13 protein-coding genes and 1 pseudogene are annotated in these 18,772 nt (G+C 61.0%); 6 read left to right on the top strand and 8 right to left on the bottom strand.

Going from position 1 to position 18,772, the window contains the following annotated elements; genetic code table 11:
- Positions 1 to 79: 79 nt before the first annotated feature.
- From tnpC to NCR34_RS19295, 7 genes and pseudogenes are all read right to left on the bottom strand, one after another.
- Positions 80 to 1,653 (bottom strand): annotated as a pseudogene (gene tnpC, locus NCR34_RS19325) (IS66 family transposase).
- A gap of 65 nt (positions 1,654 to 1,718) precedes the next feature.
- Positions 1,719 to 2,087 carry an IS66 family insertion sequence element accessory protein TnpB gene (gene tnpB / locus NCR34_RS19320; protein ID WP_248324074.1) on the bottom strand — a complete coding sequence of 123 codons (369 nt, stop codon included), beginning with the start codon at positions 2,085 to 2,087 and terminating at the stop codon, positions 1,719 to 1,721.
- Positions 2,054 to 2,440 carry an IS66-like element accessory protein TnpA gene (tnpA, locus tag NCR34_RS19315; RefSeq protein ID WP_248324075.1) on the bottom strand — a complete coding sequence of 129 codons (387 nt, stop codon included), beginning with the start codon at positions 2,438 to 2,440 and terminating at the stop codon, positions 2,054 to 2,056. The genes tnpB and tnpA overlap by 34 nt, the downstream gene beginning before the upstream one ends.
- 346 nt (positions 2,441 to 2,786) lie before the next feature.
- Positions 2,787 to 3,278 carry a phosphate-starvation-inducible PsiE family protein gene (locus NCR34_RS19310; RefSeq protein ID WP_248324076.1) on the bottom strand — a complete coding sequence of 164 codons (492 nt, stop codon included), beginning with the start codon at positions 3,276 to 3,278 and terminating at the stop codon, positions 2,787 to 2,789.
- Positions 3,279 to 3,657: 379 nt separating this feature from the next.
- On the bottom strand, positions 3,658 to 4,233 hold the full coding sequence (locus NCR34_RS19305; protein ID WP_371747484.1) for a type 1 glutamine amidotransferase domain-containing protein: 576 nt from the start codon (positions 4,231 to 4,233) through the stop codon (positions 3,658 to 3,660).
- A gap of 155 nt (positions 4,234 to 4,388) precedes the next feature.
- Entirely contained in the window at positions 4,389 to 5,633 is a 1,245-nt protein-coding gene (locus tag NCR34_RS19300) for a glutathione-independent formaldehyde dehydrogenase (RefSeq protein WP_248324077.1), read from the bottom strand.
- Between the two features lie 557 nt (positions 5,634 to 6,190).
- Positions 6,191 to 7,234 carry a glycosyltransferase family 4 protein gene (locus tag NCR34_RS19295; RefSeq protein ID WP_248324078.1) on the bottom strand — a complete coding sequence of 348 codons (1,044 nt, stop codon included), beginning with the start codon at positions 7,232 to 7,234 and terminating at the stop codon, positions 6,191 to 6,193.
- Positions 7,235 to 8,105: 871 nt separating this feature from the next.
- Here NCR34_RS19295 and NCR34_RS19290 point away from each other — a divergent pair.
- From NCR34_RS19290 to NCR34_RS19270, 5 genes are all read left to right on the top strand, one after another.
- On the top strand, positions 8,106 to 9,362 hold the full coding sequence (locus NCR34_RS19290; RefSeq protein WP_248324243.1) for an NRAMP family divalent metal transporter: 1,257 nt from the start codon (positions 8,106 to 8,108) through the stop codon (positions 9,360 to 9,362).
- A 413-nt stretch (positions 9,363 to 9,775) separates the two neighbouring features.
- A complete protein-coding gene (locus tag NCR34_RS19285) occupies positions 9,776 to 10,192 on the top strand; it encodes a hypothetical protein (protein WP_248324079.1) in 417 nt (138 codons plus the stop codon).
- Positions 10,193 to 11,503: 1,311 nt separating this feature from the next.
- Positions 11,504 to 12,706: a zinc-dependent alcohol dehydrogenase gene (locus NCR34_RS19280; protein WP_248324244.1), complete on the top strand. Its 1,203-nt coding sequence runs from the start codon at positions 11,504 to 11,506 to the stop codon at positions 12,704 to 12,706.
- A complete protein-coding gene (locus tag NCR34_RS19275; protein ID WP_248324080.1) occupies positions 12,699 to 13,289 on the top strand; it encodes a hypothetical protein in 591 nt (196 codons plus the stop codon). The genes NCR34_RS19280 and NCR34_RS19275 overlap by 8 nt, the downstream gene beginning before the upstream one ends.
- Before the next feature lie 363 nt (positions 13,290 to 13,652).
- Complete coding sequence (locus NCR34_RS19270; protein ID WP_250500988.1) at positions 13,653 to 16,430, top strand: ATP-dependent Clp protease ATP-binding subunit; 2,778 nt, start codon at positions 13,653 to 13,655, stop codon at positions 16,428 to 16,430.
- 672 nt (positions 16,431 to 17,102) lie between these two features.
- Here the strand turns inward: NCR34_RS19270 and NCR34_RS19265 are convergent.
- Positions 17,103 to 17,756 carry a glutathione S-transferase family protein gene (locus tag NCR34_RS19265; protein ID WP_248324082.1) on the bottom strand — a complete coding sequence of 218 codons (654 nt, stop codon included), beginning with the start codon at positions 17,754 to 17,756 and terminating at the stop codon, positions 17,103 to 17,105.
- 173 nt (positions 17,757 to 17,929) lie between these two features.
- On the opposite strand from NCR34_RS19265, the gene phaZ reads away from it, so the two are divergent.
- A partial coding sequence (gene phaZ / locus NCR34_RS19260) for a polyhydroxyalkanoate depolymerase (protein WP_250500989.1) occupies positions 17,930 to 18,772 on the top strand: 843 nt, incomplete at its 3' end.

The raw sequence follows: 18,772 nt of genomic DNA, 5'->3' as shown, positions 1-18,772 counted from the left end.
CCACCTCCAAGATAGGTGGACACCTATGGTCCTCGCTACTGTCGCTCACTGCCAGACGTCGAAGATGGACCGCTTACGATTACTCGACAGGCGCGAGAGGCTGCCAGTTATGCGGCAGCAAAGTTGCGATGTCGCTTGCTTTGTGGGCCGGGAGGCGGGTCAGGATGTCCTTGAGATATGCATGAGGTTCGTGCCCGTTGAGTTGCGCCGATCGGAGGAGGCTCATGATCGCAGCGGCGCGTTGGCCAGCGCGCAGCGACCCTGCGAACAACCAGTTGGACCTGCCGATGGCCCATGGACGTATCTGATTTTCGACCCAATTGTTGTCGATTGGTACATGCCCGTCTTCGAGATAACGCGTGAGCGCTTGCCAGCGCTTTAGGCTGTAATCCAAAGCCCTAGCAATGGCGGAGCCGTCGGATACGAGTTTGCGCTGCTTAGCCAACCACTCGTAAAGCGCGTCGCTTACTGGCTTGGCCCGGCTCTGTCGAAGCCGGTGGCGGGCATCAGCATCGAGATTCGCGGCATCCCGCTCGATGGCATAGAGCTCAGTGAAGAATGGTAGCGCTTGCCCAGCGAGCTGGCTGCTGTGATTGGCGTGCAGCTCGAAGAATTTGCGCCTCGCGTGAGCTGTGCAGCCGATCTCGGTGACGCCCTGAAGGAAGGAGGCCTTGTAACCGCCGTAGTCGTCACATACTAGCTTGCCGTGCCAGCGGGTCAAGAAGGTGCGGGCATGCTCGCCGGCTCGGCTGCCGGCGAAGTCGTACACCACCGCGCGAAGGTTGCTGAACTGCGTAGGCGTATACGCCCACAGATAAGCCCGATGGGTCTTCCCCTTACCGGGGCTGAGCATTTGCACCGGGGTCTCGTCCGCGTGCAACACGCCTTCCTTCAAGATCTCTCGACGGAGGGCATCGACCAATGGCTGCAACTGCGCACCGCAGATGCCCACCCACGCGCCTAGCGTAGATCTCGGTATCGCCAGGCCCGCACGCGCAAAGATCTGCTCCTGGCGATATAGGGGCAGGTGATCTGCGAATTTGTTGACGAGGACCGATGCCAGAAGTCCGGTGGTTGGGATCCCCTTATCGATGACGTGCGAGGGTACGGGTGCCTGGATCAGCGTCTCACAGTTACGACAAACCCATTTGCCGCGAATGTGCCGCTCCACCGTAAACACGCCCGGTGCGTAATCCAGCTTCTCGCTGATGTCTTCGCCGATACGAACACGTTCGCATCCGCACTGGCACACCGTGTTGTGCGGTTCATGACGGACGTCGACACGCGGCAAGTGCGGCGGTAAGGGTGCGCGTTTCGGCTGCTCGTGTCGGCGCTTGCGTGCGGGCTCAAGCTCTTCGAGCTCTATCTCGATAGCGGCCAGGTCGCCATCTATCGCCTCGTCAAGCAGGCTCATTGCTCGTTGTTGAGCTGCTCGCGGCGACGGCCAAACTGCTGGCGCCTGAGCACGGAGATCTCGTGAGTCAGTTGGTCGATGCGGGTTTGCCGGTAATGCAGCTCCCGTTCCAACGCATCGACTTCTCTGCGTTTCTCCGTCACCTCTTGATCCTTCGCGCGGACCTCAGCGAGCAGTTGCGTGGCAAGGGCACGCAACTGCTCTGGACTGAGGTCGTCGAGGTCGGCCGGCGGGTTCATGCAGACCAGTCTGCCAGAACCCCGCATACGCGAGAAGGAGAACTGTATACGTCACCGCCGACGCGTCAGATGATGCGGATCACGCCATCCTGGCCGATGCGTTGCCACGGCAGCCCCAGCACCAAGCCCGCCAATTGTTCGTGCGTGAGCACCTGCTGCTTGGGTTCGATGCCAGCGTGAGGCCAGACGAACTGCCCCTGATTCAGCCGCCGGGCTGCCAACCAGATGCCGATGCCGTCGTGGACCAGGACCTTCAGTCGGTTGGCGCGGCGGTTGGTGAACAGATAAGCGTGGTGCGGATGCGCGGCGCCGAACACCTTCACCACGCGCCCCAACGCCGTGTCGAAGCCGGCCCGCATGTCCAGCGGATCAACTGCTAACCAGATCTTGTCGACACGAATCACCGCAGCCACTCGCGCAACCATGTCGCGCATTGCGCGGCTTCGGAGACCGGCCAGCTCACTGTTATCGACTGATTGCCCCGGCGAACTTCGACACGGATCTCCGTCGAGCCTACCTCCTTTGCCCCCACGGCAACGGGCACGAACGCTGGTAGTGGCGTCGATTGAGCTTCTACCGGGCGTTCAGCCAACCGCTTCGGAAGTCTGCCTTCTGCCTGATCAAGCCAGCGGCGCAGTAAGTTCGCGTTGAGCCGATGTTCCAGCGCGACCGCCGACACCGACACGCCGGTACCCTGGCAAGCGGCAACAACGCGTGCCTTGAAGTCTTCGGTGTAGCGCCGACGACGGCGACGGGTCGGCAACGCCTCTTCTTCGATAGTGTTCACGTGTCCGCTTATTCGCTTTAGTGGACACGATACTCCCAAGCGCTTCGCCGACAATCAAGGTGAGTTGGCCAGCCGCTTACGTGGGTACTTGTGGCTGCCGATAAAGGTCCGCTCGGGCGCGGGCCCAATGCGGTTGGCCGTGTCGGCGTTGTGCATCATTCCGTCTATTACGGGTTTTTGGTTAGGTGGGGTTCACTCAGCGCGATGAGAGCGTGGCGACGTCCTGCCAGTCGACGAGGAAAGTTTTCAGCGCCGCAAGTTGCGACGGATCGACGCTCTGGGATTCGGCCGGCGAAAGCGTGACGCCGTCGTCGCGCCGGGGGCCGGCTTGGACGTTCGGAGTAGATTAATCGGGCTTCTCACGGTCGCGCGAGGCACACTCGGCAATCGCCGCATCGACGGGGTCGTCTCGTTGCCGCATTAACCAATAGACGCCCCCTAGCGCGATCAACGCCGCCGCGAGGGCGGCAATGCGCGCGGGGTCCGTCGCGGGGTCAAGGATGATGAACTTCCGCGCTATTGCCAACATCGCGACAAGAATCACTGTCTTGACCTGGACGATGTGGTCGCGTCTCGACATGACCCGGGTGATCGAATGCTTGAATTCCATCGCGATCAACAACGTCATCACCATCCCGAAGACCGCCTGAAAAATCGCATGGTCGAGCGGATCGAGCGCCCCCGACAGCGATAGCGCGATCACCGCCCGAATCAACTGCCACAGCGATACGACGATGATCACCGAGATCACGACGCTCAAGACATGGGCGATGATCTGCTCGAAGCGCTCGTAGAACGTCAGCACGCGCCATTGCAGCCGAAACTCGTCGAACTTCATGCGAACTTGGGTTGGCTTGCTCACGGATGGGTGAAAGGTCGCTCTATGGAAAACACTGATTAATGAAGCTCGACGGTTATCGCTCACGTAGCTGCAGACGTATTAGAGGGCCGGTCGCTAAACGGGTCCCACTGGGGCCGGACCGCCGTCCGCGCCAGGTCGAATAGAGGCTAGTCGATCCGATTGGACGGACGACCGTCCATCATTGAACCGGCCATGAATTCGCGTGGATCGACCGTCGGCTGAGCGGTTTGATGCATTCGCGGCGGCCGCCGGTCCCGGGCCAGTTGCCGCCGTTCGCGTATTGTCGTTCACGTGGCCCTTTCAAAACAGACGTTGGACGATAGACGGGCGAACGCCCAAACGGTGCCGGAGGAAATCAACGTCGAGATAACGCATCCCGCCGCCCGCGTGCGGTGCTGAACAGCTCGAGCATTTCCGGGTTGAATGCGGGAATATCGTCGGGCTTGCGGCTCGTGACGAGATTTTGATCGACGACCACTGCCTGATCCACCCAGTCCGCTCCCGCATTCTTTAGGTCGGTTTTCAGCGACGGCCACGAGGTCATGCGCCGGCCGTGCGCCGCGCCGGTCTCGATGATGGTCCACGGGCCGTGGCAGATAGATGCCACGGGCTTGCCGTCATCGAAAAACGCCTTCGCGAAAGCCACCGCCTTCGCCTCCGCCCGGAGCGTATCCGGGTTCAAGACGCCGCCCGGCAGGAGAAGCGCGTCGAAATCTTTCGGCTGAGCATGGTCAAGGGCGACGTCGACCGGGAACTCGTCTCCCCATTCCGTGAAGTTCCAAGCGCGTACGTGCGCATTCTTGGGCGAGACGATGCACGTCTCCGCGCCGGCTGCGTCAAGCGCCTTGCGGGGCTCGACCAACTCGACTTGCTCAAATCCTTCCTCGACTAAGATCGCAACCTTTAGTCCCTTAAGAGTTTCAGTCATCATGTTTCGATCTCCTGGATCAGATTCGCTTGGAATACCGTTTGTCTGCGGCTAACGTCTGGCCCTCACTGCAGCCGTGATCGCGCCGTGCGAGCCGGTCGGCAAGATGCATTGGCTCGCAGGTCGCAGGGGCCGAATGATCCGCTCCGTTGGATGCGTTACCGCCCGCTACGCGAACTTGCACGGTGCTTTGCGGCACCCTGATTCAACTGGCCGGTTCGCGATGGTAATTGCGAAGTCGCCGCGTTACCTCGCTGAACTCCAGGGTGCAAGACAACCTTGGTCCAGCCATGTTCGCGCACGTCGAAGTGTTGATAGGCGTCAGGCGCCTCGTCGAGTTTCAACTCGTGCGAGACAATGAACGAGGGGTTGGCACGGCCCGCGTGGATCAGGTCACGCAACTGCCGGTTGTATGCCTTGACGTTGCACTGGCCCGTGGCGATGTGCTGACCTTTGAACCAGCACTTGCCCCAATCGAACGCGAGCTTTCCCTGCTTTGCTAGTTCGTCCCCGGCGCCTGGGTCTTCCGGCACGAACACGCCGACCACGCCAATGCCGCCCGTGAACTTGACCGACGACACGAGATTGTTCATCGTCAGATGTGGGTTTTCATGGCGGTGCGGGGACGGATCGTGGCACTGGTAGCCGACGCATTCGCAACCCACGTCCGCACCTACTCCGTGCGTCAGGTCCATGACACGCTGAACCGGGTCTTCTTTCGAATAATCGATTGCAGTTGCGCCAATGGAGTCAGCAAGCTTGAGCCGGTCGGGGTGGCAGTCGACGACCATGACGCTGCAGGCTCCCTTGATCATGGCCGAGTGCGCGGCCATTAGACCCACCGGTCCGGAGCCGTAGATCACGACGGCGTCGCCGGGCTTCATACCGGCCAGTTCTGTGGCGTGCCAACCGGTCGGGAAAATGTCGGCGCACATTACGTAGTCGGTCTGCTTCTGCTCTGCGTCCGGCGGTAGCTTCAAGGCCATGAAGTCCGCCCAAGGTACCCGAAGAAATTCGGCCTGGCCGCCCGGCCACGGTCCCATGTCCGCGAAGCCAAACGCGCCGCCGGCGATTCCGGGCTGGTTGGCGTTCAGGCAAAACGCAGTGAGGCCGCGCTCGCAGTTCTTACAATGACCGCAGCTTATATTGAAGGGTAGACATACCCAGTCCCCGGGCTTGAGCCGCTCCACGGCAGGTCCGACCTCCACAACCACGCCGAGATTCTCGTGACCGAAGATGCGACCTTGCTCGAAGTCCGTTCGACCTTCGTACATGTGCAGGTCGGATCCGCAGATGTTGGTGCTGGTGATTTTGACGATGGCATCGGTGGGGCGCTCGATCGCGGGATCCGGAACATTCTCAACTGCGACCTGACGAGGACCGCGATATACAACCGCTTTCATGATTAGCTTCCTGAAAAAGGCGACTGCAAAGAACCCAAGCCGAGAAATAGCTGGCGGCTACGGCGTCGACAAGCCGGCAGGCGCACCTGTGAAATGGTCGGTTTCCACTATCTGCATTTTGTCTTTGGCGCTGCGTCGCATCGTCCGCACCGATCACATCCATTCTGGTCGAGCACATAAACAGACTCCGGCCATGCTGTCAGCCTCGGAACCACGAATAGGATAACTAAACGCATAACGAGATATATGTGGCTTATTGTTTCGGTGGCCTTCGGGATTGGGCAGCTATCCTCGTGCCAGCGGCACGGTTGAACAGACTTCTTCCTGTATTGGTGCATGGTTGGCGCAACATGCCGTTCCGTCGACCTTCGCAGCAGAGGCACCCCCTAGCGCCCCCGCCGCCATGCCTTTTGTCCTAGCTTTTCAGGAACGAGGTGGACCGTCTCATCGACTCTCGGAAGCGGCCGTTACCTCGACACTCCTGCCGCGAAGGCAACAGTATTTGACGGCACGCACATTGCCCGTTGACCTTCCCGCTTTTATGGAACAGTGGCCCTTCACAGGAGGCCTCGCGTGGCCTGTAGCATCGACGAGTACGCATCGACGTAGTTCCGCGCCATCGCTTTTGCACTAAAGCGGCGCTCGAATTGCGCGCGAACCCGGGCGCGCGACAGATCGTCGATTCGATGAAGTGCGGTCACCGCGCCTTGCACGTCTTCGCAGATGAAGCCAGTCACGCCATCATCTATCACTTCCGGCACCGCCCCCCGATTGAACGCAATCACCGGCGTCCCGCACGCCATTGCCTCGATCATCACTAAGCCAAACGGCTCGTTCCAGTCGATCGGGAATAACAGCGCCTTCGCCCCCGAAAGAAATTTCGACTTCTGGGTCTGGTCAATCTCGCCGATGAATTCGACGTCCGCCTGCGACAGTAGCGGGGCGATCGTCGACGCGAAATACGCTTGATCGACCGTGTCGACCTTCGCCGCGATCTTAATTGGAATCCCGCTTTGGGCGGCGATTTGGATGGCGAGGTCGGGACGCTTTTGTGGGCTGATGCGGCCGAGGAACGCGAGATAGTCGGGTTTCCTGGTCGGCTGCGGCGCGAGAAGGTCTTCCGGCAGCCCGTGATAGACCGTCTTCAGCCAGTTTGCTTGCGGCAAGGGGACGCGCTGGTCGTCTGAAATGGAAACGATGCTCATGTCCGGGAACGTCTCGAAGATCGGCTTCAGTTCGGGCAGATCGAGACGGCCGTGCAGCGTCGTGAGGCACGGTGTATCAAACCGCGAGAACAGAGGGAAAGACAGGTATTCAAGGTGAAAGTGGAGAACGTCGAATTCATGTGCGCACCGCCGAACCGTTTCAAGCAGCACCATGTGCGGGGCGACCGGATCGCTGATGTTCGGATCCAGCCGCAGCGCGCGCGGCCACGCTGAATGGAGCGTTGCACGAGTCTTCGAATCGCCGCTTGCAAACAAGGTTACATCGTGGCCAAGGTCGACGAGCGCATCCGTCAGATAGGACACCACGCGCTCAGTGCCGCCATACAACTTCGGGGGAACTGCTTCGTGCAGCGGTGCGATTTGCGCGATTCGCATAGGTTTCTTCTCCAGGGCGGCCCCGGCCTAGGGAACCATTGGCGGCTAACGGCATCGACAACGCGCAGGCACTCGCGCGAGAAGTCCCCGAAAAGAGACCCGCTGTTTGCAAACAGCGCGAGGTGTAGCGTGAAATGTACGTGGGAATACTAACGAACGTTCAGAGGATGACCCGCGGTTTCGTGGCGGTGTCTCCAAAGCTGACAGCTATTAGCGTGCCAAACATCTGTCGAAAGTGACGAGCGCTGCTCGCACTGATCGCGGGCGTTCTTTCCGTGCTGGCGCAACGAGAATCGCGGTGGTCGGGGAGAAGCTGCGCGAGCTCCGAAGCTTACGGGAGCGGCCCGTGTCCGAACGCGATTGATTGGCGGGAACCGGACCGCTCGGGCTCTTCGGCATCGGCGAGCACATTCAGCAGTACATGTCTAGGACGAAGAATCACGCCACCCGGCTATAGCCTGCGGGCGTAGCGGCATCCCTTGGGGCCGTCTCAGCAAGAACTGAGATCACCCCGTGAAAGCTCTTCTTTGGTATAGACACCGATGCAGCGCGCGGTCTCAGAGGTCACCGCGACCGCGATGACTTAGCCCAAGACGAGGGGCGCAGCTAGAAAAGAGGCGTTGGACGGAACGGCTAATGCTGTTCGCATTGCCATTGCCGCGTTGCTGAGCACCGAACCCGATCGCGAGCGATACAACCGCTCACTCGCAACGGTGGCTGCTGATGAGAACGCACATCTCGGCCTGACTTTGAGCACAGCATGGGTTCTGTGTTGAGGTAGCTTTGAGGACAGCCCCGTGCCAGAGAAGCTAGCGGAAAGCGGCGATACGCGAATGAGCTCAAGGCCCAGAGCCTTGATTCGGAGAGCGTTATCGATGATCCGGTGGAACGATCGTGGACCCGGCGGCTGGGTCCAGGGCTTATCACAGGGGCTGCGGACGATGACCCGTCGGGCATAGGCACATATTCGCAAGCTGGCGCCCAGTTCGGCTACAACCTGCTGTGGACGCTCTTGCTGACGTATCCGCTCATGACCGCTATACAGCTAGTCAGTGCGCGGATTGGCCGCGTGACAGGCAAGGGCTTGGCGTCCAACATGCGCGTGCACTACTCCAAGTGGCTCGCATACGCCGTTACCGTTCTTCTCATGGTGGCCAATGTGATCAACATTGCCGCCGACCTCTCTGCAATGGGCGCCGCTTTCGGACTGCTGGTTCATGGTCCGCAGCAAGTCTTCATTGTTTTGCTCGGCGGCCTGTCGGCCGTCCTTCAGATATTCGTTTCATACGACCGGTATGCGCGACTTCTCAAATGGGCAGCCCTTGTGCTTTTTGCGTATGTCATCGTTGCACTCATCGTGCCGATGCAGTGGCGGGACGTGGTGCAGGCGATCGTACTGCCCCGTGTGTCGATGACATCGGGCTACCTGACGACGGTGGTCGCCGTGCTAGGCACAACCATTAGTCCCTATCTATTTTTCTGGCAGGCGTCGCAAGAAGTGGAGGAAGTGCGCGCTAGGCCGTCTCAAGGGCCACTGCGCCGTGTGCCGCGTCAGGCGCCGTCGCAGCTGCGCCGGATCGCATTTGATACCTGGATCGGCATGGGTGTATCGAATCTCATCGCGTTCTTCATCATGCTGACCGCGGCTGCGACGCTTCACGTTCATCAGATCGACGTCAAAACCTCGGCGGACGCTGCGCGAGCACTTGAGCCTATTGCCGGGCGTTTCGCCTACGTCCTTTTCGCGGTAGGCATCATCGGTACGGGGCTGCTGGCGCTTCCTGTGCTTGCCGGATCGGCCGCTTATGCCGCGGCAGGCAGTTTTCGCTGGCGCAGCAGCCTTGCATTGCATCTTACGCTCGCTCGCGAGTTCTATGCGGTGATCGCGCTTTCGATCGTCGGCGGCGTGGCGATCACCTTCATGCACTTCGATCCGATCCAGGCGCTCTACTGGAGTGCGGTGGTCAATGGATTAACCGCCGTGCCGATCATGATCATCATGATGATCATGGCAGGGAACCGCCGCATCATGGGCGAGTTTGCCGTCAGTGGCGTGCTGGCCTGGGGTGGATGGCTCGCGACCATCGCGATGGTGATAGCCGCAGTAGGTATGTTTGTGCTGCGATAAACGCCGAGGGAATCAGCGAGCACAAGTATGGACCTATAGGCTCCGCAATTGACGTGTCAACTAGACCTTCTCTTACCGAACGGGGCGCCCATTGCCTGCGTGCGCCGACATCTCGTACCTACAAGGCACGTCTCGGTTTGGCGCCGTCGGACGGTTTGCAGGAATTCCCTTTGCTCCGACGGATTGACCCGTTCACGCACAGTAGGAGCCGCTAATGGAGCACCGAGAGTCAGAATTGATTTTGGAACAATTTGAGACGCTGCCTGCGCCGCCCGTTTCGCAATCAATAAACGGGGGCGGCGTTGACTCGCCTCGTTGTCAGTCTGAACAGCCGGTCCCGAGTGTCTGGGATCTGGGACCGAAATGAGGGCCGCAACTGGCGATCTTTAGCTCTTTTCAGGAGGTCAAAGCGCATGTTCGTTGAAGTGATCGCAATATTCCGATGCAGCCGCGATGCCCACGATGCTGTTGAGGCGCTGAAGACGGACGGCATCAACACGGATCGTGTGCACGTCGGAAGTCGGGGCAAGTCAGTAGCTACCCGGGCGGAATCGGGCGGTGCTCCAGTTGAAGCACACAGCCTTGAAGAGGCCGAATACGTAGCGCACGGCGAGCACCTGGGAAGCCACTTTCCGGCCGCCGGTTTGTTGCTGCAAGAGGCGCCGCAGTCAGTAAGGCTGAGCCGCGTCGTGGTGACCGTCCGCGACGGCGGGTGCCCGCTTGCCGCCATGCAAATAGTCGAGACGCTATGTGCTCATGGGGCGCTTGCAGCACGCGCTGAAAAAGGGCGGTGGATCCGTTCTCCGTACAGAGCGTTGAGGCACGCATGACCGCTTCCGGCTGGAATCGGCGAAGCGCGCAAACCAGTCGCCGCTGAGTTCGTGGGGCTTTACCGCGCCCGCATACTCGGCGTCCGCGTTAGCTGCGGTGACTCGTTGCCCAGTTCGAACGGAGCAGGCATTAGCTCTCTGTTGGCAAAGTGAGCATCATCCCAGCAAGGGGCGGTTTAACAGCTTCCGGCCGGCCACCACGAGCCTTTGTTGCACATCAATCTGCCTGACGGAGTACAGATAAAGGCACCGCTCGAATAAACCTGTCCGTTCCAAAAACATTGGCCCTCTAACGGGGTCGATTCGACCGCGAACGGGGACAGTTCTATTGGCGAATTTTCTTTGCTTTGATCCTGCGCCTCTACGTTCGGAGTTTCTTGCATGTTAGTCACCTTGTCCGTTTGGTTGTTGCCTCAGTCGGCTTCGAGCAAAGCGTATTCCGGGCTGGACTGCGGTCCGGTCGCCGGAGTCGCGGTTGGGATCGACGCCTTTTTCATAGGATGCGTCGGCATCAGATTGTTTTAGGCGCTTTACGCTAGTTGAAGCATGTTGCACTGAGCAGTGCAAGCGCATCGACGCTTGGGGTCGCAGGAAAATGAAGACGGTGGCAGCGGTGGTGATGGTAGGCGATCAAGAAGTCGCGGCTGACTTCGACGTGTCGTCGGGTCGAATCCGGATCACGAGCGACGCAGCAGTCGTCGAAGATATTGATCCTCCTGACTCATGGATCGCTTTGAACTCGGTGGCGGAAGGCAGTGAATGGGGCACGCATCCAACGCCTGATGACCTTCAGCGCTTCTTGGAAAGATACGTGGCCGAGCGACGGGCCTGCGTTGTTGCGCGACCGAGCGAACGGGGGACGGGAAAGCATCGCCGAATGCGCTTGTTAAACGCGGTACACCGGTGGCTTACGTCTCGAAAGTGCGACACGCATTGAAGTGGTGAGATGGATGCCCGTCTAACCGACGCATTGGGCCGCGTGCGACTGAAGCAATCATCGGCAAGCGGGCTGATGCCCCCCGCTCTGGCGGCTCCAGGACTGCATCAAGGTCATGTAGTCAACATGAGAAGAGGCTTCAAGGACGGCACGACGAATGCGGGAACGTCCGCGTCATGCGAGCCGTGGCCGGCAGCGAGATACCGCAGGCACCAACACACCGCAGGCACCAACCTAAACGCATGACCGGTAGGATTTCGGCTTTGGCGCCCGCGAGTACGTAGCTGGAGCACGGTCCTTGGCATAACGAAGAGCGCACGCGACGGTACGACGAACGCTCGTGCGGGACCGTGGAAATCCTGAAAGGAGGTTTTATGTTAGCCACAAACTTTCGCGGACCGTACCGCATCCGGGTATCGCATAAGTCGGATCCCCTGATCGAGCATCCAGGCGACGCCATCGTCCGCGTGACGCGCGCCTGCATCTGCGGCTCGGATCTGCACCTGTACCATGGACTAGTGCCCGACACGCGCATTGGACATACCTTCGGCCATGAGATCGTCGGCATTGTCGAAGAAGTGGGCTCTGCGGTCGAGACCCTCAAGCCGGGCGATCGTGTGCTGGTGCCATTCAACCTGTTCTGCGGCTCGTGTTTTTTCTGCCAGCGTGAGTTATACAGTAACTGCCACAACACCAACCCGGAAGCGACTGCGGTGGGCGGCATCTACGGTTACTCGCACACCACCGGCGGTTACGACGGCGGCCAAGCGGAATTCGTGCGCGTGCCAATGGCCGACGTGGGACCGTACAAGGTGCCCGACGATATCGACGACGACAACGCGGTGCTGCTGACGGACGCGCTGCCGACCGGCTATCAGGCCGCCGAGATGGGCGACATTCATGAGGGCGATACCGTGGTCGTGTTCGGCGCCGGGCCGGTAGGCATCTTCGCCGCCAGATCGGCCTGGCTGTTCGGCGCCGGGCGCGTGATCGTGGTCGACCATATCGACTACCGGCTCGACTTCGTGCGCCGCTACGCTCCCTGCGAAGTCATCAATTTCCGCGAGATGAGCGACGTGGCCTTGCACATTAAGAAGATGACGGACTGGCTGGGCGCGGACGTATGCATCGATGCGGTCGGCTGCGAGGCGGCGGGCAGCCTGACGCAAACTTTAACCGGACGCTGGACTATGATGCAGGCGGGTTCGGCGACCGCGCTGTTCTGGGCCATCAACTCGGTGCGCAAGGCCGGTAACGTGTCGATCATCGGGGTCTACGGACCGACCTTCAACGCGGTCCCAATCGGCAACGCGCTAAACAAGGGCATCACGATGCGGATGAACCAGGCGGCAGTCAAGCGCCATGTACCGCACCTCATCGAGCACATCCGCCAAGGGCATTTGAACCCGAAAGAGATCATTACCCACCGGGTGCCGCTGGAAGAGGCCTCGGACGCGTACCACGTCTTCGCGAGCAAGTACGACAACTGCATCAAACCTGTGCTGATTCCTCCGCGTGCCGGCTCGGCGCGCTCGATGGTGACCAGCGTCGCTCACCGAAGGAGCAGCCATGGATAACGAAATCGCGCGCCGCGATCTTGCCGAGCAGCGGCGCAACCCGCAACACCACGGACACGTCGACTGCGAGCGCCAGATGGACTACGACCTTAACCGGCACAGTCCGCCCCGCGATGAGCTGCAGCGCATCCCCGGCTGGGGCGCGGACCTCGACCACAAGAACCGTCCAGCCATCCCGATGGAGCGCACGCCGCCACGCTTCATTCACGTGCCGCAGGGACAGCCGGTGCAGCAGGCGCAGACCGTCGAGGTGTTCTATTCGCCGGAGCGGCCGGGCATTACGCCGCTATTCGGTACAGCCCAGCCGCCGAAATGGCTGTCGGGCGCGATAAGGCGCGTTGCGTACAAGCTGCCGGAGAACGATCTCCGCCACTGGCTGATGCTAATCGCCGCCGACCGCGTCAACGTGGTTGAAGGCATCGTCGACGACCTGCGGCACGGCTACGCACCCAATGTGCTCGGCGAAATGGGCATCCGTTCCGAACTGCGCTACAACCCGGCCGGCCTGGTGCGCAAGGCGCTTATCGCCACCGCGGTTGTCGGCGGAATTGTGCTGCTGCGGAAACGCCGCACGCGTTACTAACCCCGCGGGCCGGTTCGCATTCTGCTTTCGTCGCTTAGGTCATGGCACACGCGGTCCGGGAGGGCATCTGCGCAGCAGCCGGCCAGTTTGTCGGCTATGCCGATGACCGAGCGGTGAGCGGTGCCGCCGCCACAAAGACGGCGTCCAGCGGAATGCCCATTGCTGCCCGCATAGCCGTTGGAGTGGTCAGGATCACGCACAAAAAGGCACCCTGCTACGTTCCTTTGGGCACTCGACTGCGCCTTTCTGGAGCGACAGGCTCGACCAACACGCATGAGAAGATGACCCTCGACACCAGGCGGTTCGAAAGAAGTCAGCACTGCGCCATATGTATCGGATCGCCCGGAACCGGAGACGAATGATATGCCAGCTCTTTGCGAGATTTGCCATGCCCGTCCGGCGGTTGCGCAGGTGACTGTCGTGCAGAACGGCCGACGCAAATCCATGTCGATTTGCGAGTACGACTACCGTCAGTTGATGCGGCATCAAACCATGCTGAATCCGTTCGACTCTCTATTGGGCGGCGGAGGCCTGTCGCGTCTGATAGGCGACATGGACGGCGCGGGCGACGAAGACAACGAAGATATGGTCGCTTCGGTGCCGCGCGAGTCCGTCGACGTGACCGACGCCTTCAGCGAGCAGACGATGGAGCTCTTGCAACGCGCTGCCGAAAAGGCGCACGAATTGCGGAAAACCGAGCTCGACACGGAACAGGTCCTATACGTGCTCGCCGACATGGATGTCGTGCAGGCACTCTTCAAGGAACTAAAGCTCTCGGCCGACGACATTCGTCGCTATATCGACGAGCACGCACAAAGGGGGAAAGCCGATCCCGATACACCGGTCGAAAAGATGACCATTTCGCCGCGCTTGAAGAAGGCCTTTCAGCATGCGTTCCAAGCCTCGCGCGAACTGGGGCACTCCTACGTCGGCCCCGAGCATGTGCTGATCGGGCTTGCGGCTGTCCCCGATAGCATCGCGGGCACGCTTCTCGGTAAATACGGCGTCACGCCCGAAGCCCTTCGCCAGAAAGTGGTGAAGATCGTGGGTAAGGGCGCGGAAGATGGCCGGGTCAATACGCCAACCGGCACGCCGACGCTCGACAAGTTCGGCCGCGATCTCACCGCGATGGCGCGCGAGGGCAAGCTCGACCCGGTGCTCGGGCGTGCGCAGGAAATAGAAAGCACTATCGAAGTGCTCGCGAGGCGCAAGAAGAATAATCCGGTGCTGATCGGCGAGCCGGGCGTGGGCAAGACGGCGATCGTCGAAGGGCTGGCACAGCGCATCGTGAACGACGACGTGCCGGAAGATTTGCGCAATAAGCGGCTCATCGAGATAAACATCAATTCGATGGTCGCGGGTGCGAAGTATCGCGGCGAATTCGAAGAGCGTGCGAAGCAGCTGATCGACGAGATCACGGCCAAGCAAGACGAACTCGTCGTGTTCATCGACGAGTTGCACACCATAGTCGGCGCAGGGCAGGGCGGCGGCGAGGGCGGGCTCGACATCGCAAACGTGCTGAAACCGGCACTCGCGCGCGGCGAATTGAGCCTGATAGGCGCGACGACACTCAACGAATACCAGAAGTACATCGAGAAGGATGCGGCGCTCGAGCGGCGCTTTCAACCGGTGCTCGTGCCGGAGCCGACGGTCGAGCAGACCATCGTGATTCTGCGCGGCTTGCGCGACAAGCTCGAAGCACACCATCAGGTCACGTTTGCCGACGACGCGTTCGTCGCGGCGGCCGAGTTGTCCGATCGTTATGTCACATCGCGCTATTTGCCCGACAAGGCTATCGATCTCATCGATCAAGCCGCTGCACGCGTGCGAATCGGCTCGAAGTCGCGTCCGCCCGAGATCCAGGAACTGGAAGCCGAAATGGCGCAATTGAAGCGGGAGCAGGACTACGCCTCGTCGCGCAAGCGTTTCGATGAAGCGAAGAACTTCGAGGAGCGCATCAACGAGAAGCAGTCGAAGCTCGAGGAACTCACCGAGGCATGGCAGCGCAAGACCGGATCCGAGACGCTCGAAGTGACGGTGGCAGCGGTCGCGGAAGTGGTGTCGCGTCTCACCGGCATTCCAGTGACTGAACTCACGCAGGAAGAACGCGAACGGCTGCTCGAAATGGAGAGCAAGCTGCGTGAACGCGTGATCGGACAAGACGAAGCGGTGGTCGCGGTAAGCGATGCGGTGCGACTGTCGCGCGCGGGCATGGGACAGGCGCACCGGCCCATCGCGACCTTCCTGTTTCTCGGACCGACCGGCGTCGGCAAGACCGAGCTCGCGAAGGCGCTGGCGGAGACCGTGTTCGGCGACGAGCAGGCGGTGATCCGCATCGACATGTCCGAATACATGGAGCGGCACGCGGTCGCGCGGCTGATCGGTGCGCCCCCCGGATACGTCGGTTATGACGAAGGGGGGCAACTGACCGAGCGCGTGCGCCGCCGTCCGTACTGCGTGATACTGCTCGACGAAATCGAGAAGGCGCATCCCGACGTGAACAACGTGCTGCTGCAAGTGTTCGACGATGGCCGTCTGACCGATGGCAAGGGCCGCGTCGTCGACTTCAGCAACACGATCCTCATCTCGACGAGCAATCTCGGCGCGTCCATCATCATGGACAACCTTCAGCGCACCGAAAAGGACCGTGACACCGAGAGCGCAATGCGCGCGCAGCTCATGGACGTGCTGAAAGGCCACTTCCGCCCCGAGTTCCTGAATCGCATCGACGAAGTCATTGTGTTCCATGGGCTCTCGCGCGCGAACATTCGCGCGATCGTGCAGATACAGATCGATCGCGTCGCGCGCACGGCCGCGGCTCAGGGCATCACGCTCAGGGTGCAGGACCCCGTCATCGATCATCTTGCCGATGTGGGTTATCGGCCCGAGTTCGGCGCACGTGAACTCAAACGCCAGATCCGCCAGCAACTGGAGACCCGGCTCGCGAAGGAGTTGCTCAGCGGCAGACTGAAGCCGGGTGACGCGGTAGACGTGAACTACGACGAGGACACGGACACGATCACGTTCGCGAAGGTCCAGGACGAAGCGAAGCCGAAGCAAAAGAAGGCCGGCTCGGCGAGCAAGAAGAGCGGGGCCAGGCCGGCGGAACCCGCGAAAGATTCGGCCGGCGACGAACCCTGAACGCGGCCTGTCCCAGCGTTGTCGTCAAGGAGCCGGGCCGTAAAGCCCGTCGACGCCTTGTGATCGAAGCGCACAGCGTCGGTGGGCATCGCGGGCGACTGGCCGCAGGACCGCGTTAAGAGACGCTCGGCGTGTCTAGCGTCGAACGGCGGGATCGGGTCGTTTGATGCGTTCTCCGGCGGCCGCGTCCCGGCCAGTACGGGAAACCGCTCGACTCGGCGAAGCAGATCAACAAGGCCGTCTAGCATATTGACAACTGCCACTTGACGGAACGCGCCGCGTGAGGAGCACGTTGCTGACCCCACACTCGATGAAGTTCGAGGCGGACCATCTGAGTTCGAATGCAAAGCAGTTGAAAGTGGTTGAACGGACGCGCGCGGGATCGCAACCGCTGTTTTTTCCTTGTCCCGCGCGCGGCGCGAAGATGGGCCGGGGAGGTGGCGAAGAGCTCGTGACATAGTCGCGGCGCTGAAGTGAAGTCGCCGGCGACCAGATCGAACGACGGAAGCTGCAGAGCACAGCGATCACCAATAAATTTTCGCTAAGGCCTGGCTGCCCCGGCCAGCTTCTGCCCCCTCGCGTGGTCGGACTTGCTGGTTACCAGACCTAGCCCGACGTTCTGTCGTGGCATTCGATGGTTTCTGTATAACGTTACTCACGCGCGCGGCCGATTTAAAACTCGATATCTAACTCGTCGATTTCTTCGGCTTCCCGTTGCGCATCGGCGATCCAGCGGCGCATCTCCGGCATCGCGAGAATGCGCTCGCCATACGCGACGATATCGGCGTCGAGTCTCACGTCGTAGGTGACGAAGCGGGTGACGACCGGTGCGAACATCGCGTCCGCGCACGTTCGTTCGCCGAACAGATACGGTCCGCCATACTGGGCGAGGCATTCGTGCCAGATCGTCACGATCCGTTCGATGTCGGTCTGCGCGCGCGCCCATACCTTAAAGCCGGGAAAGTGCGCTTTAAGGTTCATCGGCAGAGCGGAGCGCAATGCGGCAAAGCCGGAATGCATTTCGCCGCAGATCGCGCGGCAGTGCGCCCGCTCGGCGCGTTCCTTCGGCAAGAGACCGGCATCGGGGCACACTTCATTCAGGTATTCCGCAATGGCGAGCGTGTCCCAGACCTTGATGCCGTCATGAAAGAGACACGGCACGAGGATCGATGGCGACAGCAGAAGCAGTTCCGCGCGCGCGCCGGGATCGTCGGCGGGCATCGCCACTTCCTCGAATGGCAGTCCGCTGAACTTCGTCAGCAGCCAGCCACGCAGCGACCACGACGAATAGTTCTTGCTGCTGATCGTGAGCGTGGCGTTCGCCATGACTGTTCCTCGAGCGTCGTGCACCAAGATGGATCGAGCGCGGCGCGCGCAAGCACCGATGTGCGTCCAAGCGCGCTCATGGATGGCATCGGTGCAAAGCCTATGCCACCTGCACGACCGCGCAATGGTCGTAGGTAGGTCGAATGGCATGGCTATTGCCTTCCTTTGTGACCATGAATCCGTACACCTACGCGGGCTACCAGCTCTGGTCCGACTCCACGCAGCCCATGCGCCACGCCGCCTCGCTCATCGAAGGCGCGCTGCGTGGCTGGACGGAGGTGGGGGAGGCGCCGCAAGGCCGCGGCCTTGGCGCGTTCTGCGAACAGATCGCGCTTGCCGGGCTTACGCACGCGCGGCCGCCTTTCGATATCGCGCCGGTGGAAGTCGAAGGAAGAACGATGCGCATCGTGGAGGACGTAGCGGCATCGACGCCGTTCTGCGATCTACTCCATTTCCGCAAGGACGATGCGTCCGTTGCACAACCGCGCGTACTCGTCATCGCGCCGATGTCCGGCCATTTCGCGACGCTCTTGCGCGGCACCGTGCAGACGATGCTCGCCGATCACGACGTCTATATCACCGACTGGCGCAATCCGCGCGACGTCTCGCTGATGCATGGTCGCTTCGGCTTCGACGAGTACGTGCAGCACATCATCGATTTCATTGGGACGATCGGGCCGGGCGCGCATCTGCTCGCCGTATGCCAGCCGACGGTCGCGGCGCTCTCGGCAGTTGCGCTGATGGCCGAGGACCGGCATCCCGCCGAGCCGGCGAGCATGACCCTGATGGCCGGTCCCATCGATACGCGCGTGAATCCGACACGCGTGAACGAGCTCGCGAAAAGCAAGCCGATCGACTGGTTCGAACGCAATCTCATCAGCATGGTGCCGTTCGGCTTCGCGGGCGCGATGCGGCGCGTCTATCCCGGTTTCGTGCAGTTGGGCGCATTCATGTCGATGAATCTCGCGCGGCACATCGAATCGTTCGAGGAGATGCATCATCAGCGTGCGAAGGGC

Source organism: Caballeronia sp. GAWG1-5s-s (assembly GCF_023631445.1).
In the GTDB taxonomy this organism is placed as follows: Bacteria; Pseudomonadota; Gammaproteobacteria; order Burkholderiales; family Burkholderiaceae; genus Caballeronia.
This window is presented reverse-complemented; position numbering and strand designations above follow the sequence as displayed.

Bases quoted from the DNA above. Each gene is read 5' to 3' on its own strand.
- tnpB (WP_248324074.1), bottom strand. From the start codon at position 2,087: ATGCGCGACATGGTTGCGCGAGTGGCTGCGGTGATTCGTGTCGACAAG.
- NCR34_RS19310 (WP_248324076.1), bottom strand. From the start codon at position 3,278: ATGAAGTTCGACGAGTTTCGGCTGCAATGGCGCGTGCTGACGTTCTAC.
- NCR34_RS19305 (WP_371747484.1), bottom strand. From the start codon at position 4,233: ATGATGACTGAAACTCTTAAGGGACTAAAGGTTGCGATCTTAGTCGAG.
- NCR34_RS19300 (WP_248324077.1), bottom strand. From the start codon at position 5,633: ATGAAAGCGGTTGTATATCGCGGTCCTCGTCAGGTCGCAGTTGAGAAT.
- NCR34_RS19295 (WP_248324078.1), bottom strand. From the start codon at position 7,234: ATGCGAATCGCGCAAATCGCACCGCTGCACGAAGCAGTTCCCCCGAAG.
- NCR34_RS19285 (WP_248324079.1), top strand. From the start codon at position 9,776: ATGTTCGTTGAAGTGATCGCAATATTCCGATGCAGCCGCGATGCCCAC.
- NCR34_RS19280 (WP_248324244.1), top strand. From the start codon at position 11,504: ATGTTAGCCACAAACTTTCGCGGACCGTACCGCATCCGGGTATCGCAT.
- NCR34_RS19275 (WP_248324080.1), top strand. From the start codon at position 12,699: ATGGATAACGAAATCGCGCGCCGCGATCTTGCCGAGCAGCGGCGCAAC.
- NCR34_RS19270 (WP_250500988.1), top strand. From the start codon at position 13,653: ATGCCAGCTCTTTGCGAGATTTGCCATGCCCGTCCGGCGGTTGCGCAG.
- NCR34_RS19265 (WP_248324082.1), bottom strand. From the start codon at position 17,756: ATGGCGAACGCCACGCTCACGATCAGCAGCAAGAACTATTCGTCGTGG.